Source organism: Shinella daejeonensis (assembly GCF_024281235.1).
Classification (GTDB): Bacteria; Pseudomonadota; Alphaproteobacteria; order Rhizobiales; family Rhizobiaceae; genus Shinella; species Shinella daejeonensis.
Map to the genome: position 1 here is coordinate 365,005 of NZ_JAHWXY010000002.1, position 21,380 is coordinate 386,384.

At 62.3% G+C, this 21,380-nt stretch carries 19 protein-coding genes; 11 read left to right on the plus strand and 8 right to left on the minus strand.

Annotated elements, in window-relative coordinates:
* Window positions 1-5: 5 nt before the first annotated feature.
* Window positions 6-1,490: a sugar ABC transporter ATP-binding protein gene (locus tag KYK29_RS08290; RefSeq protein ID WP_254690416.1), complete on the minus strand. Its 1,485-nt coding sequence runs from the start codon at window positions 1,488-1,490 to the stop codon at window positions 6-8.
* Between the two features lie 147 nt (window positions 1,491-1,637).
* Window positions 1,638-2,825, minus strand: coding sequence for a sugar ABC transporter substrate-binding protein (locus tag KYK29_RS08295; protein WP_254690417.1), 1,188 nt, complete (start codon window positions 2,823-2,825; stop codon window positions 1,638-1,640).
* 432 nt (window positions 2,826-3,257) lie between these two features.
* Between KYK29_RS08295 and KYK29_RS08300 the strand changes: the two genes are divergently transcribed.
* From KYK29_RS08300 to KYK29_RS08330, 7 genes are all read left to right on the plus strand, one after another.
* Complete coding sequence (locus KYK29_RS08300; protein WP_254690418.1) at window positions 3,258-3,923, plus strand: GntR family transcriptional regulator; 666 nt, start codon at window positions 3,258-3,260, stop codon at window positions 3,921-3,923.
* Between the two features lie 44 nt (window positions 3,924-3,967).
* Window positions 3,968-5,530, plus strand: a complete 1,563-nt coding sequence (locus tag KYK29_RS08305) for an ABC transporter substrate-binding protein (protein ID WP_254690419.1) — start codon at window positions 3,968-3,970, stop codon at window positions 5,528-5,530.
* A 141-nt stretch (window positions 5,531-5,671) separates the two neighbouring features.
* A complete protein-coding gene (locus KYK29_RS08310; protein WP_254690420.1) occupies window positions 5,672-6,703 on the plus strand; it encodes a succinylglutamate desuccinylase/aspartoacylase family protein in 1,032 nt (343 codons plus the stop codon).
* The gene (locus KYK29_RS08315) at window positions 6,693-7,742 is read left to right on the plus strand and encodes a threonine aldolase family protein (protein ID WP_254690421.1); all 1,050 of its coding nucleotides are present in this window, start codon (window positions 6,693-6,695) and stop codon (window positions 7,740-7,742) included. Before KYK29_RS08310 ends, KYK29_RS08315 begins: the two co-directional genes overlap by 11 nt.
* A 381-nt stretch (window positions 7,743-8,123) precedes the next feature.
* Window positions 8,124-8,249 (plus strand): hexameric tyrosine-coordinated heme protein, encoded by a 126-nt coding sequence (locus KYK29_RS08320; protein WP_254690422.1) that lies wholly within the window; start codon window positions 8,124-8,126, stop codon window positions 8,247-8,249.
* 97 nt (window positions 8,250-8,346) lie between these two features.
* Window positions 8,347-9,831, plus strand: a complete 1,485-nt coding sequence (locus KYK29_RS08325; protein WP_254690423.1) for an MFS transporter — start codon at window positions 8,347-8,349, stop codon at window positions 9,829-9,831.
* A 140-nt stretch (window positions 9,832-9,971) separates the two neighbouring features.
* Window positions 9,972-11,036 carry an aldose epimerase family protein gene (locus KYK29_RS08330; RefSeq protein ID WP_254690424.1) on the plus strand — a complete coding sequence of 355 codons (1,065 nt, stop codon included), beginning with the start codon at window positions 9,972-9,974 and terminating at the stop codon, window positions 11,034-11,036.
* A gap of 163 nt (window positions 11,037-11,199) precedes the next feature.
* On the opposite strand, the gene KYK29_RS08335 is transcribed toward KYK29_RS08330, so the two are convergent.
* Genes KYK29_RS08335 through KYK29_RS08345 form a run of 3 tightly spaced genes read right to left on the minus strand, consistent with a single transcriptional unit; the run spans window position 11,200 to window position 13,483 of the window.
* A complete protein-coding gene (locus KYK29_RS08335) occupies window positions 11,200-11,988 on the minus strand; it encodes a pyrroline-5-carboxylate reductase (RefSeq protein ID WP_254690425.1) in 789 nt (262 codons plus the stop codon).
* 12 nt (window positions 11,989-12,000) lie between these two features.
* Complete coding sequence (locus KYK29_RS08340) at window positions 12,001-12,741, minus strand: SDR family oxidoreductase (RefSeq protein WP_254690426.1); 741 nt, start codon at window positions 12,739-12,741, stop codon at window positions 12,001-12,003.
* Complete coding sequence (locus KYK29_RS08345; protein ID WP_254690427.1) at window positions 12,734-13,483, minus strand: SDR family NAD(P)-dependent oxidoreductase; 750 nt, start codon at window positions 13,481-13,483, stop codon at window positions 12,734-12,736. Before KYK29_RS08345 ends, KYK29_RS08340 begins: the two co-directional genes overlap by 8 nt.
* A 98-nt stretch (window positions 13,484-13,581) precedes the next feature.
* On the opposite strand from KYK29_RS08345, the gene ydiJ reads away from it, so the two are divergent.
* Together ydiJ and KYK29_RS08355 are read left to right on the plus strand one after the other, a co-directional pair.
* Window positions 13,582-16,638, plus strand: coding sequence for a D-2-hydroxyglutarate dehydrogenase YdiJ (gene ydiJ, locus KYK29_RS08350; RefSeq protein WP_254690428.1), 3,057 nt, complete (start codon window positions 13,582-13,584; stop codon window positions 16,636-16,638).
* Window positions 16,639-16,671: 33 nt separating this feature from the next.
* A complete protein-coding gene (locus KYK29_RS08355; RefSeq protein ID WP_254690863.1) occupies window positions 16,672-17,394 on the plus strand; it encodes a FadR/GntR family transcriptional regulator in 723 nt (240 codons plus the stop codon).
* A 42-nt stretch (window positions 17,395-17,436) separates the two neighbouring features.
* On the opposite strand, the gene KYK29_RS08360 is transcribed toward KYK29_RS08355, so the two are convergent.
* Together KYK29_RS08360 and KYK29_RS08365 are read right to left on the minus strand one after the other, a co-directional pair.
* Window positions 17,437-18,081, minus strand: a complete 645-nt coding sequence (locus KYK29_RS08360; protein WP_254690429.1) for a Vgb family protein — start codon at window positions 18,079-18,081, stop codon at window positions 17,437-17,439.
* A gap of 84 nt (window positions 18,082-18,165) precedes the next feature.
* Window positions 18,166-19,386: a helix-turn-helix domain-containing protein gene (locus tag KYK29_RS08365; RefSeq protein ID WP_254690430.1), complete on the minus strand. Its 1,221-nt coding sequence runs from the start codon at window positions 19,384-19,386 to the stop codon at window positions 18,166-18,168.
* A gap of 55 nt (window positions 19,387-19,441) precedes the next feature.
* Between KYK29_RS08365 and KYK29_RS08370 the strand changes: the two genes are divergently transcribed.
* Together KYK29_RS08370 and KYK29_RS08375 are read left to right on the plus strand one after the other, a co-directional pair.
* Window positions 19,442-19,792 carry a hypothetical protein gene (locus KYK29_RS08370; protein ID WP_254690431.1) on the plus strand — a complete coding sequence of 117 codons (351 nt, stop codon included), beginning with the start codon at window positions 19,442-19,444 and terminating at the stop codon, window positions 19,790-19,792.
* Between the two features lie 2 nt (window positions 19,793-19,794).
* Window positions 19,795-20,487, plus strand: a complete 693-nt coding sequence (locus KYK29_RS08375; RefSeq protein WP_254690432.1) for a DUF899 domain-containing protein — start codon at window positions 19,795-19,797, stop codon at window positions 20,485-20,487.
* 124 nt (window positions 20,488-20,611) lie between these two features.
* Here KYK29_RS08375 and KYK29_RS08380 read toward each other — a convergent pair whose 3' ends face one another.
* A complete protein-coding gene (locus KYK29_RS08380) occupies window positions 20,612-21,259 on the minus strand; it encodes a nucleoside/nucleotide kinase family protein (protein WP_254690433.1) in 648 nt (215 codons plus the stop codon).
* Window positions 21,260-21,380: the final 121 nt, after the last annotated feature.

Below are 21,380 nucleotides of genomic sequence, written 5' to 3' on the forward strand. Positions count from 1 at the left end.
ATGCTCTAGCTGGCATAGTGCAGCAGATTCTGCTGCGACACGTCTTCTCTCGGCAGTTCGGCGGAAACGCGCCCGCCCCTCATGACGAGAACACGGTCGGTCATGCCGATCAGTTCATTGAGTTCCGACGAGATCATCAGGATGGAGGCGCCTTCGGACACCAGCCGGCTCATCACCGCGAACACTTCCGCCTTGGCGCCGACATCGATGCCGCGCGTGGGCTCGTCAAAGATCAGGATCCGCGCGCCGCTGGACATCCAGCGCGCCAGAATGACCTTCTGCTGGTTGCCGCCGCTGAAGAAGAACAGCTTCTGGCTGGTCGAGGCCGGGCGGATACGCAGGTCCGAGACATAGCGCTTGCCTTCGTCACGCTCGCGGGCGAGGTCAAGCCGCGAAAACAGCGACCTGCCGGCCAGCCATGACAGGCTGAGGTTCGGCCCGACCGGCTGCATCGGCACCAGACTTTCGCGGCGATCGCGGGAAATCAACCCGAGGCCGGCGGCGATCGCGTCGGAGGAGTGCTTGAAATGCGCTGGCCTGCCCTCGACCTCGATTGCTCCGGAACGGACCGGCTGCAAGCCGAACAGGGCGCCGGCGATCTCGGCCTGTCCCGCGCCCATCAGGCCGTAGATCCCCAGGATCTCGCCCCGCCGGAGGGAAAAGGACAGGTCTTTCAGCGTCTTTCCCGCGGCAAGTTCCGCCACTTTCAGGACCGGTTCGCCGAGCGGAACCACTTCCTTCGGGAACTGTTCCTCAAGCCTGCGCCCGACCATCAGGCCGATCACCGTATTCTCATCCGCCTTTTCGGCAGGCAATGTGTCAACGACGACGCCGTCACGCAGCACGGTGACGCGATCGGCGATCATCGGGATTTCCGACAGATGGTGCGAAATGTAGATGATGCCGTGGCCGCGCTGTTTCAGCCGGCGGATGACGTCGAAAAGGCGGCTGCGCTCGCTATCGGAGAGCGCCGAGGTCGGCTCGTCGAGTAGCAGGATGCGCGGGCCGCGCGCAAGCACCCGGGTGATCTCGATCAGCTGCTGCTCGGCCACCTCCAGGCTGCGCACTTCCACGGCCGGATCGATGGAAACGCCGAGCGCTTCGAGCGCGTGCCCGGCCTCCTTCCGCGCCTTCTTCCAGTCGATCTTGCCGAAGGCATTGCGCGGCAACCGGCCGAGAAAGATGTTCTCGGCCACGCTCAGAGCGGGGATCAGGCTTAGCTCCTGATGAACGAGGCCGATGCCGAGTTCGGTGGCCAGCGTCGGCGTCAGCGCGGAAACCTTCCGGTCGCCGATGGTAATGTCGCCGCTGGTCGGCGCCTGTTCGCCAGCGAGGATCTTCATCAGCGTCGACTTGCCCGCGCCGTTCTCGCCGAGCAGGACCAGCACCTCGCCCGCCCGGACGTCGAGCGAGATCGACTTCAGCGCCACGACGCCCGGAAAGCGCTTCTCGACATTTTCGAGTTTCAGTAGAATTTCGTGTTGGTTCATGCCGTCAAGACCGCCACCGGCAACCGGCCCCGAAAGGGGTGTCCCGGTCTCCGGCGCCGCTCATCCATGATAAAGAGTGGAACGGCGGCACGGGGCGCGCGCTTCCTTCCAGATGGAAAAGAGCGCGCCCCGTACCCTCGGGAGGACCTAGCCGGCCTTCTTGCAATTTTCCCGGATGCTTTTCCAGTCGATCGGCTCGAGCTTGGGCTCCGGGTAGAAGTTGCGGGCATTCGCCTCATAGACGGTGCGCGGCCGGATATCGAAGGTCGCGGGCACATCAATGCCGCAAGCCAGTTCCACCGCGAACTTCGTGCCGAACCAGCCCCAGTCCGCAAAACCATGCGTCGTCTCCGCGATGATCTTGCCCTCGGCGATACGGTCGACCGATTCCGGCGTCACGTCATTGGTGAAGATCGCGACCTTTGCGTCGCCGATGGTCGCTCCATCCTGCGCGGTTTCGAGACGGTCCTGCGAGCCGGCGACCAGCATCGCGCCCAGCCCCATTTCGTTGGAGGCCGCCCAGATGAAGTCGAGATTGCCGGAATTGGCCTGAAGGATATCCTCGGCGCAGCGGGTGCCCTTCTCGCGGTTCCAGTCTCCCGCGCAGGTGCCCCCGACGATCTCGATACCCGGGAACTGCTCCAGCACCTTGCGGAAGCCGTTGAGGCGGGCCGTGGAGAAGAAACCGCCCGCGACACCTTCGATAATCGCACCGCGCGCCTTGATCTGCGCCTTTTCCTCAGGCGAAAGCCCGGCGGCCAGATCTTCCCAGAACTTCAGGTCGAGATAGGTGCCGGGCGCGATATCGACCTTCTCGCCCTCGCCGAGAACCCCCGGCCCGCCGAAATAGTCGACGACCGAATAGGCGCTCACTTCGCCGCCCTGGGTGTTGTCGAAGCCGATATAGGACGAGACGTCGACGCCTTCGATCGGCTCCAGCAGATTGACGACCAGAACCGGAATGCCGGCCTCTCTCGCCCGGACGAGCGCCGGCTTGACGGTCGCCACCTCGGCCGGCGACACGGCGATCAGGTCGACCTTGCGCTGGATCATGTCCTCGATGATGCTGACCTGTTCGGCGAAGGCCGTGGGGCTGGTGGGCGACTTCGTCAGGATCTTGACGTCGAAGCCGTTCTTGTTGGCGTCTTCGGCAGCCAGTTCGAAAAAGTCGGTCGCAGTCTTGAAAACACCGGTGATATCCGGCGGCACCCAGCCGATGGTGATACCGATATTGTCGCCTTCCTGCGCAGCGGCCGGAACGGCATGAACCGCCGGCCAAAGCGCGACGGCAGCAGTCGCAGCGAACAGCGACGTCTTCACAAGCTTCCTAAGCATAGCTCCCCTCCCGGTAAGCAAATCTCCACCCGCGCTCCTCCGGCGTGCCCGACAGCACCTCGATTGGTCGCGCAGATCGATGCTAGACAATGTGAAAATGTAATTCAACTACATTTTCACATTGTTCGACGGCATCCTCCCCGCTTTTTTATGATATTTCACGTCATAAGCGCCCACTTAATCCCGTGAGCCACGCCATTTCACGCATTCGCTTCCGTCAAAACCCGATGGATAATGTAGCCAAACTACCTGAACGAAACGGCCTTCCCTGCTGAAAATCGGAACGAACGCTGTATGAACGCCATGATTCCTCCGACACGACACCGCGAGGAAACACCCGCTCCAGGGCAGCTGACTTTTAGAGAGAAACGGAGTCGATTATCGATTGTCGACAATCGATTATTACGCTAGACATGATGGCCGGAGGATGAAATGAAAATCGACAAGCTCAGTTTTGTGGATCGGGCGGCCGCGCAGCTTCGAAACGAGATTGTGCACGGAAGGCTCCTGCCTGCCGAGCGCCTGACCGAGATCGTCCTGTCGGAACGGCTGGGCACCGGCCGCGGCACGGTTCGCGCAGCCCTTTCGATCCTGGAGTCGGAAGACCTGATCGTCAGGCAGCCCTATTCGGGATGGTCGGTGCGGGACGTTTCCGAGAAGGAACTCTGGGAAACCTATACGCTTCGCGGGGCGCTCGAGGGCCTGGCCGCCCGTCTGGTTGCAGCCGCCGTGGATGAAACGATCGAGGCGGGCATCACCGCTGCGTTCGAGCGCCTCCAGAGTGCGCAATCCGGCAAGGACGGCGCCGAGCGGGTCGATGCCGATCTCAATTTTCATCGAACGATCGTGAATCTTGCCGGACACGCCAGTCTGACCCGCCAGTACTTCGGCCTCTCCAACAAGGTGGAGTGGCTCTATCGCTGGTCGGAAACCCATTGGCCAAGCCGAATTGACCTGACGAGCTGGCATCGCCCGATCGTCGAGGCAATCCTGGCGCGAGACCCGTTTGCAGCCGAAAGGGCCGTTCAGGTTCACGGTGAAGCAAGCCTCGCTGACGACCTGCGTGATTTTTCCGAACTTCGCCGCCAGTCCGCATAACGCCGATCATCAGGGCGAACTGTCCATTCACCAAGGGAGGAACTATGAAATTTCCATCTGATTTGCGTTGGTCTCCGACGCGCCGCGCGGTTTTGTCCGGCGCGGCCAAACTGGGGCTTGCGGCGACCTTCGCCGGGACCGCATTTGGAGGCGCGCGTGCCGAAACACCCCGGAAAGGCGGAACGCTACGCCTGGCGCTGGCTGGCGGAAGCTCCAACGATACGCTCGACCCGCGAACCTTCACCGAGCCGGTCGTCCGCAACATTGCCGTTTCGATCTGCAACAAGCTGGTCGAAATCCTGCCGGATGGAACAATGGCGCCCGAGCTTGCGGAAAGCTGGGAGACCAAAGGCGGCTCGACCTGGATCGTCACCTTGCGAAAGGACGTGACCTTCCACAACGGCAAGACGCTGGAGGCCGCCGACGTCATCTATTCGATCAACCTTCACCGCGGCGATGAAAGCAGCTCGGGCGCGAAAGGCATTTTCAGCGCCATAAAGGACATCCGGTCCGATAGCAAAAACCAGATCACCTTCGAACTGGAGCAGCCAAACGCCGACTTCATGGCGTCCTTCGCCGATCTGCATGCGTTGATCGTGCCGGAAGGGTTCACGGATTTCAACAATCTGGTGGGAACGGGCGGCTATACTCTGGAGACCTTTCAACCGGGCCTTCGCGCAACGGTCGGGAAAAACCCGAACTACTGGCGATCGGATCGCGCGCATGTCGATAGCGTCGAATTCACGGTGGTCAACGACGCCACCGCGCGGGTGACGGCGCTTCGCAGCGGGGCGGCCGACATCGTGAACCGCATGGACAGGAAGATCGTCAAGCTTCTGGCGAACGACCCCAATATCGAAATCGTCCGCAGCCCGGGCGGATTGCATTGGACATTCGTCGCGCTCGCCAATGCAAAGCAGACCTCGGACAACAACGTACGGATGGCGTTGAAGCACGCTTTCGACCGCCAGAAAGTGCTGGATTCCGTTTTTTCGGGCCTCGGAAGCATCGGCAACGACCATCCGATTCTGCCTTCGAACCCCTATTACAATGCGGACTTGCCGCAGCACGAGCTGGATCCGGACAAGTCGAAGTTCTATCTGGAAAAAGCAGGCCTCGACCAGCTGACGCTCGATCTGTTCACCTCGGATGCCGTCTATCCCGAAGCCCTCGACATGGCCGCGCACTTCCAGAGTTCGGCGGCTGGTGGAAACGTCAATCTCAATATCGTCCGCCGGCCCGCCGACGGCTATTGGGCGGATACCTGGATGAAGGTTCCATTCTGCATGTCCGTCTGGTTCACGCGCCCGATCGATCAGACGTTTTCGCTTATCTACAAATCCGGGGCCGCCTGGAACGAGTCCTTCTGGTCCAACGAGAGGTTCGACAAACTTCTTGCGGAAGGCCAGGCAACGCTGGATTTCGACAAGCGCAAGGAAATCTACGGCGAGATGCAGGCAATCCTCCATGGCGAAGGGCCGAGCGTCATTCCTGTTTTCGCGGACTATCTGGATGCGAAAGGAAGCCGCGTGCGCGGTTTCGAGCCGAGTGTTGTTTCAGACCTGTCGGGCGACAAGGTCGCCGAACGCGTCTGGCTGGCCGACTGAACCGTCGGCGCCCGTTGCGTCCATTTCGACGGACGGGCGCCACAGGATCGATGTTGATAACCTGAACCTTGATAAAATTCACGACATTGCGGGTGAAGGGACCGACCCGGCACCCGCAATGCGGCTTTTGGGAGACACCTCTTGTCACTGTCGCCTCTTTGGACGGACATTGAATGGAACCGCGACGGGCGGCAGGGTTCATTCCTGAACCTGGAACACTCCGTCCATCGCTCGGCCTATGGTCTCGTTTCGATCCCTGTTTCCCTTTTCAAGAACGGGAGCGGGCCGACGCTGCTGTTGATGGCGGGATCGCATGGCGACGAATATGAGGGCCAGGCGATCCTCACGCGGCTCATCCAGACTCTCGACTACAGAGCGATTTCCGGCCGTATCATCGTGTTGCCTGCCGCAAACCTGCCAGCCGCCATGGAGGGAACGAGAACCTCGCCATTGGACGCCGGCAACCTCAACCGCTGTTTCGGCGACATGTTCTCCGACAGCCCGACGTCGCGCATCGCGAACTACATCACGAATGTCATCCTTCCGATGTGTGACGTGGTCTTCGATTTCCATTCCGGCGGCAGTTCGCTGGACTATCTGCCCTGCACCTATGCAAGCGTTTCCGGTGACAGTCAGACGGTGGCGCAAACGCTGGCGGCGCTCGAATTCATGAATGCGCCCATCGCCTGGATCCACAAGGGCATTCCGCAAGGACCGGAGGCCGGACGCGCGGCCTATCGACAGGACGTGATGTATCTCAGCGGCGAGTTCGGCGGCGGCGGAAGAATTTCACGCCGCGCCACATGGGTCGCGGAACGGGCGATTTATCGCTTGATGGCGCATCTGGACCTTGCTCCCTTGCCGCCGGAATGGGGCGAGCCACTCGAAGCCCGGCTGATGACCGCATCCCAGTCACATTATTTCTATGCCGACCATGACGGGGTTTTCGAGCCGGCGGCCGATCTCGGCGACGACGTCCGCAAAGGCGAGCTGGCCGGGACCATTTTCAACCCGGAAACACCGGCACGGCCGGCAACGCAAGTGACCTTTCCCGGCTCTGGCATATGGATCTGCGCCAGAGCGATAGGCAGGGTGCGCCGCGGCGACTGCCTTGGCCACCTTCTCACCGATATCTCCCGCGAAGAAATCCTGGTTGCAAACAATGAACAATAAAGACTTCCGGTCCGACAATGTGTCGCCACCGGCTCCTGAAATCCTGGATGCGGCGCTTCGTGACTCCCGCGCCTGGATGGATGCCTATTCCGATGACCAGATCACCGGGCGCGTGGAAGAGCGGCTCGCGGCGATATTCGAATGCGACGTTGCGGCATTTCCGATCCTGACGGGAACGGCGGCGAATGCGCTGGCTCTTGCAACGATATCCGGCCGTTTCGGGCAAATCCTCTGCCATCGGTCGTCTCATATCAATATGGACGAGTGCGGCGCCGTCGAGTTCTACACGCAGGGCAACAGGCTGAAGCCATTGGAGGGAGAGGGCGCGAAGCTGGATGTCGCGACATGCGTGCGCGGTTTTGGAACCAGCGACGACATCCATCAACTACGCACCACGGCGGTTTCCATAAGCCAGGCAACCGAATTCGGAACATATTATGCGGTGGAGCAGGTGGCGCAACTCGGCAGTTGGACCAAAAGCCGTGGCGTTGGGCTCCATATGGACGGCACACGCTTCGCCAATGTTGTCGCCGCCTCCGGCTCCGACCCTGCCGAGCTTACATGGCGCTCCGGTGTCGATGTCTTGTGTCTCGGCGCGACAAAAGGGGGAGCCATAGGCGCGGAAGTCGTCGTCTTCTTCGATCGTGAGAAGGCGCGTGATTTCAAACGGCTGATGAAGCGTTCCGGCCACCTCGCTTCGCGCCTATGGTTTCTGGCAAGCCAGCTCGACGCCTATTTCCGGGATGACCTCTGGACGACCGCGGCGCATCACGCAAATGCGATGGCAAAAAGACTGGATGAGGCGCTCCGGCAAAATTCATCGCTGACCCCGCATTTTCCAGTGCAAACCAACATGGTTTTCTTGAAATTGGCCGGTTCCGCATATGAGAAGCTGCAAGCCTCCGGCGTGAAATTCTATGTGATAGACGATGAGAAGGAAGGCCCGCTGGCAAGGTTCGTCACCTCATATGCAACCGAACCGGACGATGTCGATCGGTTGGCCGAGACGATAACCGGCATAGCGCGCGGATCCGCTTAAGAAAATCCGGATGGCCGCCCGCCCGGCCTGAACCGCCTGCAAGCCGGGTCACACGGTCCGTCCTGTGAAACCGGCGTGAGATCGATGCAAGAAGCCCTGCCGGTGTTCTTGTGTCGAGGCTCGCCAGATGGGGGCAGCTGACACCTGCCGACTGATCCGATCCCCGAAAACTGGACCGTCAGCGACCATCGCCCGGCATAGCGCATCCTGTCCATTGTTTGGAGGCTTCGGGACCGCGTCTTTCTGCACCCGCTCTATTTATCCAGAGGGGACCGTGCGTGCGGCAACTCCCGGCGCAACGATTTCATCCGTTGACGGCTTGCCCCGCGAGATTCTCCCGATAAGCTCCTGGCCGTTACCGCAGATCGAAAGGAAAACATCGTGGCCGCAACCTCGCTTTCCTCGCTCAAGACCGCAACTCCGCAGGAAGGGTTCGAACTTGCGGCCAAAAGATGGATTAAAATCGCAGATCATGTCATGCCCGGCAAGAGTCCGGCTCTGGAATGAGCCGTCTTTACGATATCAAACCACCGCATCGAGGGCTCAATGCGGTATTTGTTCCCTCTCCCCCTGTTTCGCCAAAGTCATTGGTCTGTAGGAAGAATTGTCGCCAACACACAATCAGGAACCTTCAGGACTGCCCGATACCGATCTGATCTCGGATGCGGTACGATGGCGCATTCTGGCGGTGCTCCTTACCGTCATTTTCATGTCGCTTGTCGGCGTGAGCATCGTCAACGTGGCTCTCCCGTCCATACAGCGCGACCTCAATGCTTCGCTATCCGACATGCAATGGGTGCTGTCCGGCTATGCGCTGACATTCGGTATCGTTCTGGTCGCCGCCGGCCGCGCAGGCGACATCATGGGCCGCGGCGGCATCTTCCTTTTCGGGGTCGGTATCTTCACGGCCGCCTCGGTGGCCGCCGGTCTCGCCCCCAACGCCATGTGGCTCAACATGGCCCGGTTCGCTCAAGGCCTCGGCTCCGGTCTGTTGAACCCGCAAGGGCTTGGCATGATCCAGCAATATTTCCGCGGCGACGCGCGCGGACGCGCCTTCGGTTACTTTGGAACCGCCGTGGGCGTCTCCGTCGCGATAGGTCCCGTCCTGGGCGGATTCCTGATCGAAATGGGCGGTCCGGACCTGGGATGGCGGCTGACGTTTCTGGTGAATGTTCCCATCGGCGTCATCGCCCTCACCCTGGGATGGCTATGGTTCCCCAAGCCCCTCATCAGCCTCACGCCGCACTCGGCTCGGGGCAGTTGGGGAAACACGATGCAGCGGCTGCGTTCACTGGACCCGATCGGGGCGGCGCTTCTGGGTCTGGCGGTGCTCGCAATCCTGTTCCCGTTCGTGGAATCGCACAACTCGGCCCTGATATGGCTGTTGCTGCCGCTTGGCGTCCTTCTCGTCTATCTCTGGGTAAGATGGGAGCAGCGCCACGCGCGCCGAGGCGGCAGCCCGATGGTCGATCTGGAGATATTCTCCACCCGCAGCTTCACCAACGGCGCCATCATCATGACGCTGTATTTCCTGGGCATGACGAGCATCTGGGTGCTGGTTGCGCTGTATGTTCAGGAAGGCAACGGCAATACCGCACTCGAATCCGGACTATTCGGCGTTCCTGCCGCCCTGCTCTCCGCATATGCATCGGATTGGGCGGGAAAACGCGTGATGCGGTACGGCCGCAAAATCGTCATCGGCGGATTGATTCTCGGCATCATCGGGCTCGCCGCAAGTATTGCCGTCGTTCAACTGCATGAGAGCGGCGATCTCAGCGTGTGGTGGCTATTGCTGTCGCTATCGCTCGTCGGTCTCGCGCAGGGCTCGGTAATCAGCCCGAACCAGACGCTGACACTGGCCGATGTGCCGCTGGATTATGCGGGAAGTTCCGGCGCCATCATGCAGACCGGCCAGCGTATCGGGACGTCCGTTGGCATCGCCATGATTACGGCGGCGGTCTTCGCTTCCCTTTCGGCGTCGTCATGGTCGACCGCCGTAACGGTCGGGTTTGGATTGATCGGCCTTGTGATCCTCGTTGCGCTTGGCGTGGCCATCAAGGACCTGATCGATCGCGGGCCCAGTCGATAGATCCGGGTCACAGTGACTCGATATGATCGACCGGCTGCCAACCACCTGTCGGCGGTCACCCTTGCCGCCACCCTGATCGCAGGGATATGAATGAGCAGAAACGATCTCGCTTCGGCTGGAAATGCTCTAGGAAACCATCGATGACAATCACCCAGTCCCCCTATGGATCGCTTTGCGGCAAGTCCATCGTGAAATTTGTCCTGAAGAACGCCAACGGGCTTGAAGCGGCCGTGATCAGCTATGGCGCGCGGCTGGTGTCCATGACCGCTCCCGACCGGGCCGGCACGCTGGCCGACGTTGTTCTCGGCTTCGACACGCTCGATGACTACGTCAGATCGGACACCTATTTCGGCGCGACCTGCGGCCGTTATGGCAACAGGATCACCGGGGGCCGCTTCCTTGTCGCCGGCGAGGAAATTCAGGTCACGGCGAACGAAGGCCCGAACCACCTGCATGGGGGACACAAGGCATTCGATCAGGAAGTTTGGGACGCTCACGCCAATGAGGCGGAAAACTCCGTCACTTTTACGCTGGTGTCAAACGACGGCCAGGAAGGTTTTCCAGGGAACCTGATACTGACGGTAAAATACACTTTGACGGACGACGACCGGCTTACGATCACCATGACCGGCGTGACGGACAAGGCCACCGTTCTGAACATGGTCAACCATTCCTACTGGAACATGGCCGGCCATGCGGGCGGCGATCTGAAGAACCAGCTTCTTCAGGTCGAAGCGGATTTCTACACACCCGTCGATGACGAGCTTCTGGCTACCGGCGAAATTCGAACCGTCATCGGCACACCTTTCGATTTCCGGCAGGAAAAGACGCTCGGCGAGGATCGGGACCAGATCGTCAATGCCGGATCTGGCCGCCGCACCGAGGACGGCAGCGGCTACGATCACAATTGGGTTCTGCGTGGCTTCGGTCCGGGCCTGCGTCCCGTCGCGACCCTGCGCGATCCGACGTCGGGAAGAGCTATGCGCCTAAGTTCCAGCGAACCCGGCGTGCAGATTTATGCCGGCGGCTATCTCAATCCGAAGATCGTTGGAAAAGGCGGCCACCCCTATGAGAAGTATTCCGGCGTCGCGTTCGAGACCCAGAAATACCCGTGCTCTCCCAATTATGCGCATTTCCCTTCCACCAGCCTTCAACCCGGCGAAATATATCGCCACGACATGGAGGTTCGATTCTTTGTGGAATAGCAGGCCCGGCGGAATCCGGCCGGGATTGCTCTAATATATTGTTTTACCGCATTATCCGACGTCGAAGCGATCCACTTCGGCTGGAATTTCGGCGGAATCCGGAGCCATAGCCATAGGGTCCCGCTTTTGGGACGTACCCTTCAGACCGGCATGAGAAGGTCCCCTATCCCTGGTTTTGCTGGCGCACGCGCGCAAGCACGCTATCCAGAGCCTCTATCAACGCCGCCGTGCCGCCCTGCGTCTCGAAGACGGAGAACATCTGCTCGTTGAGTCCGCCCCGGGTCGAGAATTCGTGACGCAGGTCTGTAAGCGAGGCCTGCGGCGCGCCTTGCGCAGTCCGGCCGAGGCTGGAGAAAAGTGCAACGAGATAGGCACGGGCGTCCACCTCGGCGATACCCTGTTCCGAAAGCCAGCCCACCGCCCGTTCGAGAAGACCGAAGTAGGTGCCCATGAGCGCGCTTGCGGCGCACAGAAGCTCGAACGCTTCCACCGTCGGGCTTTCTACGACCGTTCCGAGCGGCTCGAAAAGCGCGCGCATGGCCGCGTCGGGCGGGAAGATCGCCGTCACGCCATGCCGCTCGGCGACGAAGGGGAGCGGTACGGCACGCACGATGGACACGTCGGCATCGATCCATCTACCCAGCCGCTCGCTGTCGACGGCGGCGATCAGGCTCAGCACCCGCTGCCCGGTGCGGAAACGCAACTCGCGCACGACAGCCTCCGCCACCTGCGGGCGGATGGCGAGCACGACTATTTCAGCATCGTCGACCACCGCCTGATTGTCACTGGCGATACGGACGTTCGGATAACCGGCGGCAAGCTGGGCCGCGCGCGATACGCTGCGGGGGGAAACGATGATATCGGGCGTCGCTCGTCCGTCCGCCAGCAACCCCTCGACGATCGCCTGCGTGATCGTGCCGGTCCCGACAAAACCCAGAACCGCTTCGGCCATACATTCTCCTTCTCAGATGGGGAACTTCACCATCGTTCCGCCGCCCGTCGCTTGATCGGTCGGGAAGACCTCGACGCGGGCAACGTCAACATAGACAGGAAGTGCGATCACGTCACTGATAATGCGGGCGACATGTTCCGGCTGGATCGGCCGGTAGCCGTCATAAAGCACGGCTTGCGCCTGACCATCGGCGATCGAGGTGCGGTAAAGGTCCGTCTGGACACGGCCGGGGACAATCTCGCTGACCCGGACGGAGGTGCCGAGCAGGTCGAGCCGGAGATTGTCGCAGAACAGGCTGATCCCGGCCTTGGAAGCGCCATAGGCCCCCATGTTCGGATAGGGCGCCTGCCCGCCGCTGGAGCCGATATAGATCAGATGGCCGCGCTTGCGGGCCACCATGCCCGGAAGCACGGCACGCGTCAGATGCAGCGGCGCCTTGAGGTTGACGTCGATCATCGCGTCGATCTCGGCCGGATCGATTTCCTGGAACGCCGCGCGGGTCGAGAGGATGCCGGCATTGTTGACGAGAATGTCGACCTCGACGCCCTCGAGCGCTTCAGCGATGCGGGCGGTATCGCGCACATCCGCCTGCACCGGGATCGCGCCGGTCGAAGCCGCAAGTTCGTCAAGCTGCGCCTCGTTACGGCCGACGGCGTAGACCGTGAGGCCACGGGCACGCAGCACCGGCACGACGGCCTTGCCAATACCGCTTGTGGCGCCGGTGACGACGGCGACGCGATAGGCCTCAGACATAGATGTAGCCTCCGCTGATGACGACATTCTCGCCGGTGGCATAGGTGTTGCGGCTCGATGCCATCATGACGATCCATTCCGCCATTTCGACGGGTTCGGCCGCACGGCCGAGCGCGCTTGCCCTGGCAAGCTCCGGCAGGAAGCCGAGTTCCTTGGCGCGATCCGTCGCAAAGCCGGCGGGCGCGACCGAATTCACCAGGATCTGGTCTGCGGCGCATTCCTGCGCGAAGGACTTGGTGAGGCTGACGACGGCGGCCTTGGTGGCGGCGTAATGGGCATTCTGCGGATGGGCCTTGAAGGCATCGACGGAGGTCACGTTGACGATGCGGCCGGTTACCTCCGGCGCATTGACGAACTGGCGCATATGGCGCACCGCCGCCACCATCATGTGGTAGGTGCCCTTCACGTTGACGGCGTTTTCGAGGTCCCAGTCCTCGTCGGTGATCTCGAGGATGGGCTTGCGCGGATAGATCGCCGCGCTGTTGACGAGCGTATGAATGCGGCCGAGCCGGTCGGCGACCGCCTCGAAGCCGCCATGGGCTGTCTCGGCGCGGGAAATATCGGCAACGGTGGTCGCGACCTCCGCGCCAAGCGCTTCCAGGGCCGCGGCGGAAGAGGCCAGCAGCGCCTCGTTACGATCGATCAGGCCGATTTTCGTCGCGCCCTGCGCGATCATCAGCTTGGCCGTCACGAGCCCCAGACCCGAAGCGCCGCCGACGATGACAACAGACTGGTTCTTCATGCTTCCTGCCTCGTGATTTCGGGTTGTGCCACTGCATTAGTGTGCTATCACTTATATGATAAGTTTTAGGAAGCGCAAGTTCGTTCTTTGGCCTCTCCATGATCCCTCGCCTCACCTGCGCAGCGCATGCCTCCATCCTCAGCGCGGCTTTCCTGCGGCATCTCGCCGGTTCCGGCTTTAAAGGCACGATTGCGCAGGCGGCGGCGAATCGAAATGTCTTTGCCACCGACAATTCGATCTATCAGGTCGAGCCGGCCGGCATTCTATTCCCGAAAGATATCGACGACCTGAAGCGCATCGCCAGGGCGCTTGCCCGTCCGGAATTTTCCGGCGTCACGCTTGCCCCGCGCGGCGGCGGCACCGGCACCAACGGCCAGTCGCTGACGACAGGCATCGTCGTCGATTGTTCACGCTATATGAACCGCATTCTGGAGATCGATCCGGTACGCCGCATCGCCCGGGTGGAAGCGGGCGTCGTCAAGGACCAGCTCAACAAGGCGCTCGCCCCCTACGGCCTGTTCTTCGCGCCCGAACTTTCCACCTCGAACCGGGCGACGATCGGCGGCATGATTTCGACGGATGCCTGCGGTCAGGGCTCCTGTCTCTACGGCAAGACAAGCAATCATGTTGTCGGCTTGCGGGTCGTTCTGACGGACGGCACCGATTTCTCCTCCCGACCGGCAGGCGAGGAGGAATTGCGGGCATTGCAGGCACGGGACGACCGCATCGGCAGCATCCACCGCACGCTTGCGCGCATCGCCACCGATGACCGCGAGGATATCGAGCGCATCTTTCCGAAACTTAACCGCTTCATGACCGGCTACAATCTCGCCCATCTGATCCGGGAGGACGGCGCGTTCGATCTCAACGCCGTGCTGTGCGGCTCGGAAGGCACGCTGGCGATGATTGCGGAAGCGGAACTCAATCTGCTGCCGCTTCCGGCCCACGCTGCGCTTGTCAATATCCGCTACGACAATTTCGATGCAGCGCTGGAAGACGCCCGCAACCTCGTGGCTCTGAACGTCGCTTCGGTCGAGACGATCGACGAGACGGTGCTGCGGCTGGCGAAAAGCGACATCGTCTGGCCCCGCATCGCGGCCTTCTTTCCCGACGATGCGAACGGGCCCGCAAACGGCATCAACATCGCCGAAATCCTGGCGGATACGCCGAAGGAACTGGCGGAAAAGCTTTCGGCCGTGACGGCGGCGCTGGAGAACAGCCCCTTTCCCGGCCGCAGGGGTTTTACGACGACCCACGGCACGGCCGAGATCGACGCCGTCTGGACGATGAGGAAGCGCGCGGTCGGCCTGCTTGGCAATGTCGAAGGACCGGTCCGCCCGGTCGCCTTCGTCGAGGATACGGCCGTTCCGCCGGAAAACCTCGCCGCCTATATCCGGGAGTTCCGGGCGTTGCTCGACGGGGAAGGCCTTGCCTACGGCATGTTCGGCCATGTCGATGCCGGCGTGCTGCATGTGCGCCCGGCACTCGATCTCACCCGCCCCGAGCACGCGGCATTGGTGCGTCGGGTCAGCGACGCCGTCGTGGCGCTGACGAAGAAATATGGCGGCGTTCTCTGGGGCGAGCATGGCAAGGGCGTGCGCTCGGAATATGTGCCGGACTTCTTCGGGCCGCTCTATCCACGCTTGCAGGCGGTCAAGGCGGCCTTCGATCCGCTCGGCCAGCTCAATCCCGGCAAGATCGTCGCGCCCGCCGGCAAGGCGTTGCCGAAAATCGACGAGATTCCGCTACGCGGCACTTTCGACCGCGACATCGGCAACGAGATCCGCGCCGCCTTCGACAATGCCGCCTATTGCAACGGCAACGGCGCCTGCTTCGATTTCGATGCCGATGGGCTGATGTGCCCCTCCTACAAGGCGACGCGCGACCGACGCTTCTCGCCGAAGGGCCGCGCCTCGCTGATGCGCGAATGGCTGCGGCGGCTTGCCGAAAAGGGCGTCGATCCACGCCGCGAGGCCGCACGGCGGCAGCCGCTCGGCCTCGTGCACCGTCTGTGGAACAGCCTCAATCCCGCCAATCGCGACGATTTTTCGCATGAGGTGCGCGCGGCGATGGATACCTGCCTCGCCTGCAAGGCCTGTGCCGGGCAATGTCCCGTCAAGGTCAGCGTGCCGGCGTTCCGCGCCAAGTTCCTTGCACTCTATTACCAGCGTTATCTGCGGCCGCTGAAGGATCCGCTGGTCGCCGCCATCGAAACCACCCTGCCGCTGATGGCGCGGATGCGACCGCTCTACAATCTCGTCGCCGGCTCCGCGGCGGGACAGGCCGCGATGCGCCGCGTGGACCTCACGGCGCTGCCCCTCCTGCCACCGCTGTCGCCGCGCCGGGAACTTCACCGGCGAAACGTGCCTCTCGCCACCCCGGCGGCGCTGGCGCGGCTCGATGCGGCGGCGCGGGAAAACGCCATCGTCTTCGTGCCGGATGCCTTTACCGAGCATTTCGATCCGCAGGTCCTTCTGGATGCTGTCGAGGTGGCGCGACTGCTCGGATATTCTCCCTTCATCACGCCGCCGTTGGTCAACGGCAAGGCACTGCATGTGCATGGTTACCTTGGCGCCTTCGGGAAGGCCGCGCGCCGCACCGCCGCCGCTCTGGACCGGATTGCGCAAACGGGCGTGACGCTCGTCGGCATCGACCCGTCCATGACGCTCGCCTTTCGGAGCGAATATGCCGGCACCGGCCTTCAGGCCCGCGTTCTCCTGCCGCAGGAATGGCTGGCCATGGCGCTCGACAGCCGTCCTGTGCCGGCCCGCCCGCAGCGACGAAGCTACCGGCTCATGGCCCATTGCACGGAGCGCACCAACGCACTGGCAGCCGTTGGCCAGTGGCAGGCCGTCTTCGAAAAACTGGGCGTAAACCTTGCTGCGGACGAAACCGGCTGCTGCGGCATGGCCGGTACCTTCGGCCATGAGGTACGCAACCGCAAAATTTCAGAAACGCTCTACGCGATGAGCTGGCAGCCCGCGCTTGCCGCCACCGGCCCGCAGGATATCGTGATGGCAACCGGCTATTCCTGCCGCTCGCAGGCCAGGATCATCGACGGCCGCAGACTTCCTCATCCGCTTCATGCCATCCGCGCGCTTCTACAAGGCGATCCCGCCCTTCCTTCCGGTATGGATACCACATATGATGTATGATGAATGCCAGGAATAACGCAGGGCTGTATCGGTATGTCGATCATCACGCAGCGCGGCAATCTTGCTGAAATCGTCGTCGCCAAACTCGTGGAACGCATCGATTCCGGCCTCTATGCGCCGGGCGAAAAAATTCCGTCGAGCGCGCGGCTCTGCGAGGAGTTCGGCGTTTCCCGCACCGTCATCCGCGAAGCGCTGACCTCGCTGAAGGTCGCGGGCCGCGTCATCGCCCGTCAGGGTTCGGGCGTCTATGTGACGGAACGGGATGCAAAGACGCTGAATTTCGAGATCAGCCGCATCGACGACATCCGCTCGGCCATGCAGATTCTGGAATTACGCCTCGGCGTCGAGATGCAGTCGGTGGCGCTTGCGGCCCTGCGCCGCACGCCGGAAGCGCTTGCCGAAATCGCCCGCGCCTTCGACCGTATCGAAAACCTCGACACCGACAATGCCGAGATCGAGGCACACGCCGATTTCGAATTCCATCTCGCCATCGCCAGAGCGACGCGCAACCCGCATTTTCCGCGCTTTCTGGAAGCCGTCATGGGCGAGATCAATTTCGACCTCGTGCTGAAGCACAGCCAGTCCGGCCGCTCCTACAATGCCTATCTGAAGAAGATCAACAAGGAGCACGCCGCCATCCTCGCGGCCATCACGCAAGGCGACGCCAAGGCCGCAAAACAGGCGCTTGCCGCGCATCTGGAGGAAAGCCTCAGCCGCTACCGTGCCTTGCTGGCCGAGCCGCCGACCCTGAAATGAACGCCCGGCCTTGCCGGTAACAGCCAGTCCTGAGGTTCACGCTTATTTGAGGCCCTGCCCGGGCCGTCGAACAACCCGGATCTTTCCGCTGCTCCCGCCTCCGCAGAAAAAGCGGTCACCGCCGTCGGCTTCAAGCCCCGAGACACCGACCCCGGGCGGCATGTCCAGTCGCTCGAGCACTTCACCCGTCTCGGGGTCGATGCGGCGGAGATCGCTCCCGCTGTCTTCCCATGTGCCGTGCCAAAGCTCGCCGTCAACCCAGGTGACGCCGGTGACGAACCGGTCGGATTCTACCGTGCGCAGCACTTCTCCGGTCTCCGGATCCACCTGATGGATCTTACGGCCGCGATGCTGGCCGACCCAGAGCGAACCTTCCGCCCAGGCCAGCCCCGAGTCGCCGCCGCCGCCGGGTGCCGGTATCGTGGCGACCACCGCGCCGGTCCGGGGATCGATCTTGCGGATCACGGCATCCCCGATCTGGAACAGGTGCTTGCCGTCGAATGCCGTTCCCGCATGGGCGGCGACGGCGAGCGATCTCGATATCTCTCCGCTTTCGGGATCGAGAGCATGCAGCCTTTCGCCGGTTGCGACCCAGACCAGATCGCCGTCGAAGCTGACCCCGGCCACCTCGTCCACATCGGCAAGGGGGCCATACTCACGGATGATTTCGGCGGCTGAATGTTTCATGTCCTCACCCTGGAGAAATTCCGGTGAAATCCGGCTCACCGCATTATCCGATGCCGAAGCGATCTCGCTTCGGCTGGAAAGACTTTAACCGGAAAGGCGCTCGACCGGGAGCAACAAGCTTGTCGGGAATCCGGGCACGATCGGGGCGACCCAGCGGCAGGCACGCCCGCGCCCGAGGACTTCGACCTTGCTGTCACGGGCGAGATTTTCGAGTGCCCGCTGCACCGTACGCGGGCTCACGCCCAATGCCAGCGCCAATGCGGAACTCGACCAGGCTTCGCCGTCGCCGAGCAGTGCGAGCACTTCGGCATGGTCTCCTTCGACGGGCGGCGCCAGCACCGCAACGTCGCCCGTGGTGCGAGGCCGCAGCACAAAGCCATGTTTGGTCGCACCCAGCGCCGCCAGCGGTTTGACCGCCTCGCGCAGCCGGGCGATTTCGACACGCAGTCGCGCCCGGTGGGACTCGTCGGCCTGCCGCGCCCGGAAAGCGCGCAGGAGAAGCGTTTCACGCGCCACATCTTCCGGCCATGCTTCCGCAAGGGCACGCATGAGTGCGAGCAGCACCGGACGAGTGGCGATCGGAACGATCGTCCTCCCCGCACGCACGACGTTGCGGCAGGCGTCCACAATCAGCGTATCCGAAGCCAATAGCGTTTCGACTTCTTCCAGGTGGAGCAGCCGTTCGGCGTCGCGGGTGACGAGACGCGCCGCCGGCGCCGCGAACGCCCGCGCGGCCCGGTCGACCTCGGCGGCAAGCGCCGGGATGCGCGCGTCTTGCGCGGCCCCTCTTGCCCGTTCCAGAGCGCGTCCCGCCGGCTCCGTCCTGATGCGACGGATGGCTATGCCCGCTGCCACCAACTCGCGTCCGACCCGCGAAGCAGGTGGCAGGGTGTCGGCATCGAACCGATCGAGCACCGCCTCGGCTTCATCGAGACGGCCGATCAGGAGCAGATATCGGGCTTCGAGATAGCCGGCGTGCGCGGTGTTCCTTCGGTCGCCGGACGCGTCGAGTACCGCCCGCGCCGCCTTGAGCGTTTGCAAGGATCGGCCCAGATCGCGCGACACAAGCGCGATTTCGGCTTCGGCAACGGCACAACGCGCACGGGCCACGCGCTCATTCGGGCCGAAACTACGTGCCGCATTTCGCAGAAGCTCCCGGGCGCGCGCAAGGTCGCCGAGTTGCGCCATCGCGATGCCGCGCAACGCCAGCGCCGGTGGGTCGTCGCGCAGGGCGATCCACTTCAGCGCGGCTAGCGGATCGCCAGCCGAGAGCGCACGTGCGGCGGCCGTGATCAGCGAATCCATAGAAATCCCGTCACACTTGTAACTCTCATCCGGCCCTTTGCCCGCGTTAGCCTCTTTGTATCACAACCGCCGGAGCGGAAAATTCGGTGAAAGGAGCGGAAATGACAATGCGCACAATAACAGGAAAGGTCGCTTCGTCCCCCGTGCCGCCCCCGTGCCGCCGGTCGATGCGGCTTGCCGGTTAAGGCTCGCCGCCGCCCCGACCCTCGCGCTGATGGCCTGGATTTCTGCCGTCGGCTCGCCGGGCATGGCGCTGTGTTCCGCCGCCCCGGCTTTCCTGCCGATCAACGACATGGCCCTGATGTACGCACTGATGAGCCTCTTTCACCTGTCGCCGTGGCTGAAATTCCTTTCCGCCCACGCGCAGCGTTCCAAAACCCCCGTCACCCAAACCGAAGGAGACTGACAATGCAACACGCTGTTGTTTCACACCATGACTGGCTGATCGCCCGCCGGGATCTTCTCAAAGCGGAGAAGGAACTCACGCGTCTTCGCGACGAAGTCGCTCGTGAGCGGCTCGCCCTGCCCTGGGTGCGCATCGACAAGGAATATGTGTTCGACACGCTGGAGGGGCCGCGCAAGCTGGCCGATCTCTTCGACGGCCGGTCACAGCTTCTGGTGCAGCATTTCATGTTCGCGCCGGGATGGAAGGAAGGCTGCCCGAGCTGCTCCTACATGGCCGATCACACCGACGGCATGAACAAGCATCTGGCGCATCACGACGTCACCATGATCGCTGTCTCGCGCGCGCCGCTGGCCGAGATCGAGCGCTATCGCAAACGCATGGGCTGGCAGTTTAAATGGGTGTCGTCCTTCGGCAACGATTTCAACTACGATTTTCGTGTCAGCTTCACCCCGGAAGAGGTCGCCACCGGAAGTATCGACTACAACTTTGGCGAATGGCGGGAAACCGGTGAGGAATGGCCCGGCGTCAGCGCCTTCTACAAGGACGACGCGGGTGAGATCTTCCGTACCTACTCCACCTACGGGCGCGGCGTCGAGGTGATGATGGGCGCCTACGACATGCTCGATCTGGCTCCGAAGGGTCGCAACGAGGCCGAGGGAATGGATTGGGTGCGCCGCCACGATCGCTACGAATAACCGCCCCGGAGAACAGTGGCGCGTTAGCCTGCCGGTTGTTTGGGCCCCGATCTACATGGCCCGTCGTCTACACGGAGGAAAAGATCGAACCATCAGGCTCCGGATCCGACAACGACCGTCTCCCTCAAGAGTTCTTCAGCCGCAGGTCCGGTTCGGCGCTCATGGAAATAATGGCCAGCCCGTTCGGAAGGTCGTTTTCTTCGACCTTCCGGGTGACCTCGGCCTCGTCAAGGCCGAAACCGCGCCAGCGTTCCCGCAGGCGGCGACGCAATTCATCTTCGCCGACATCAACGAAGATCGTGTAATCGAAGATCGGCTTGAGGCGATCCCAGGGCGATTGTGTTGCGAGAAGATAATTCCCCTCGCAGATGATGATGCTGGTTGATTGCGGGATGAGCCTGCCGCCGGCGCGCGCGATCTCGATCGCACGGTCAAAGAGCGGAATAGCGACAACATCATCCGTGTTCGCTTTCAGGCGTTGCAGCATATGCCTCAGGCCGTGCGCATCGAACGTGTCGATCGCCCCCTTGAAGGAGCGCCGTCCCAAGGCCTCCAGCACGATATCGTCATAATGATAGCCATCCATGGGAAAGAGCGCCGCGCTCCCTCCATGCTGCGCGTTGAGGCTTTCGACGGCACGTTCCGCAAGCGTCGACTTTCCCGACCCCGGCGCTCCGGCAACGGCGATGAGAACGCGACGGTTTCCGGCCTCGGCGAGCCTTTGCAGGGCCGCTTCGGCGATCCGGCGTGCATTGTCTTCCATGCTACTCATGGTAACGTCCTCAGGTCATCGACAGGGCTCCGCGTCGCGGAGGCCCTGGCCGAGTTTCACGAATGCTTCATCACAAGCGCCCGGCATCATACCGGGCGCTTCCCATTCAGCCGAGTGCGCA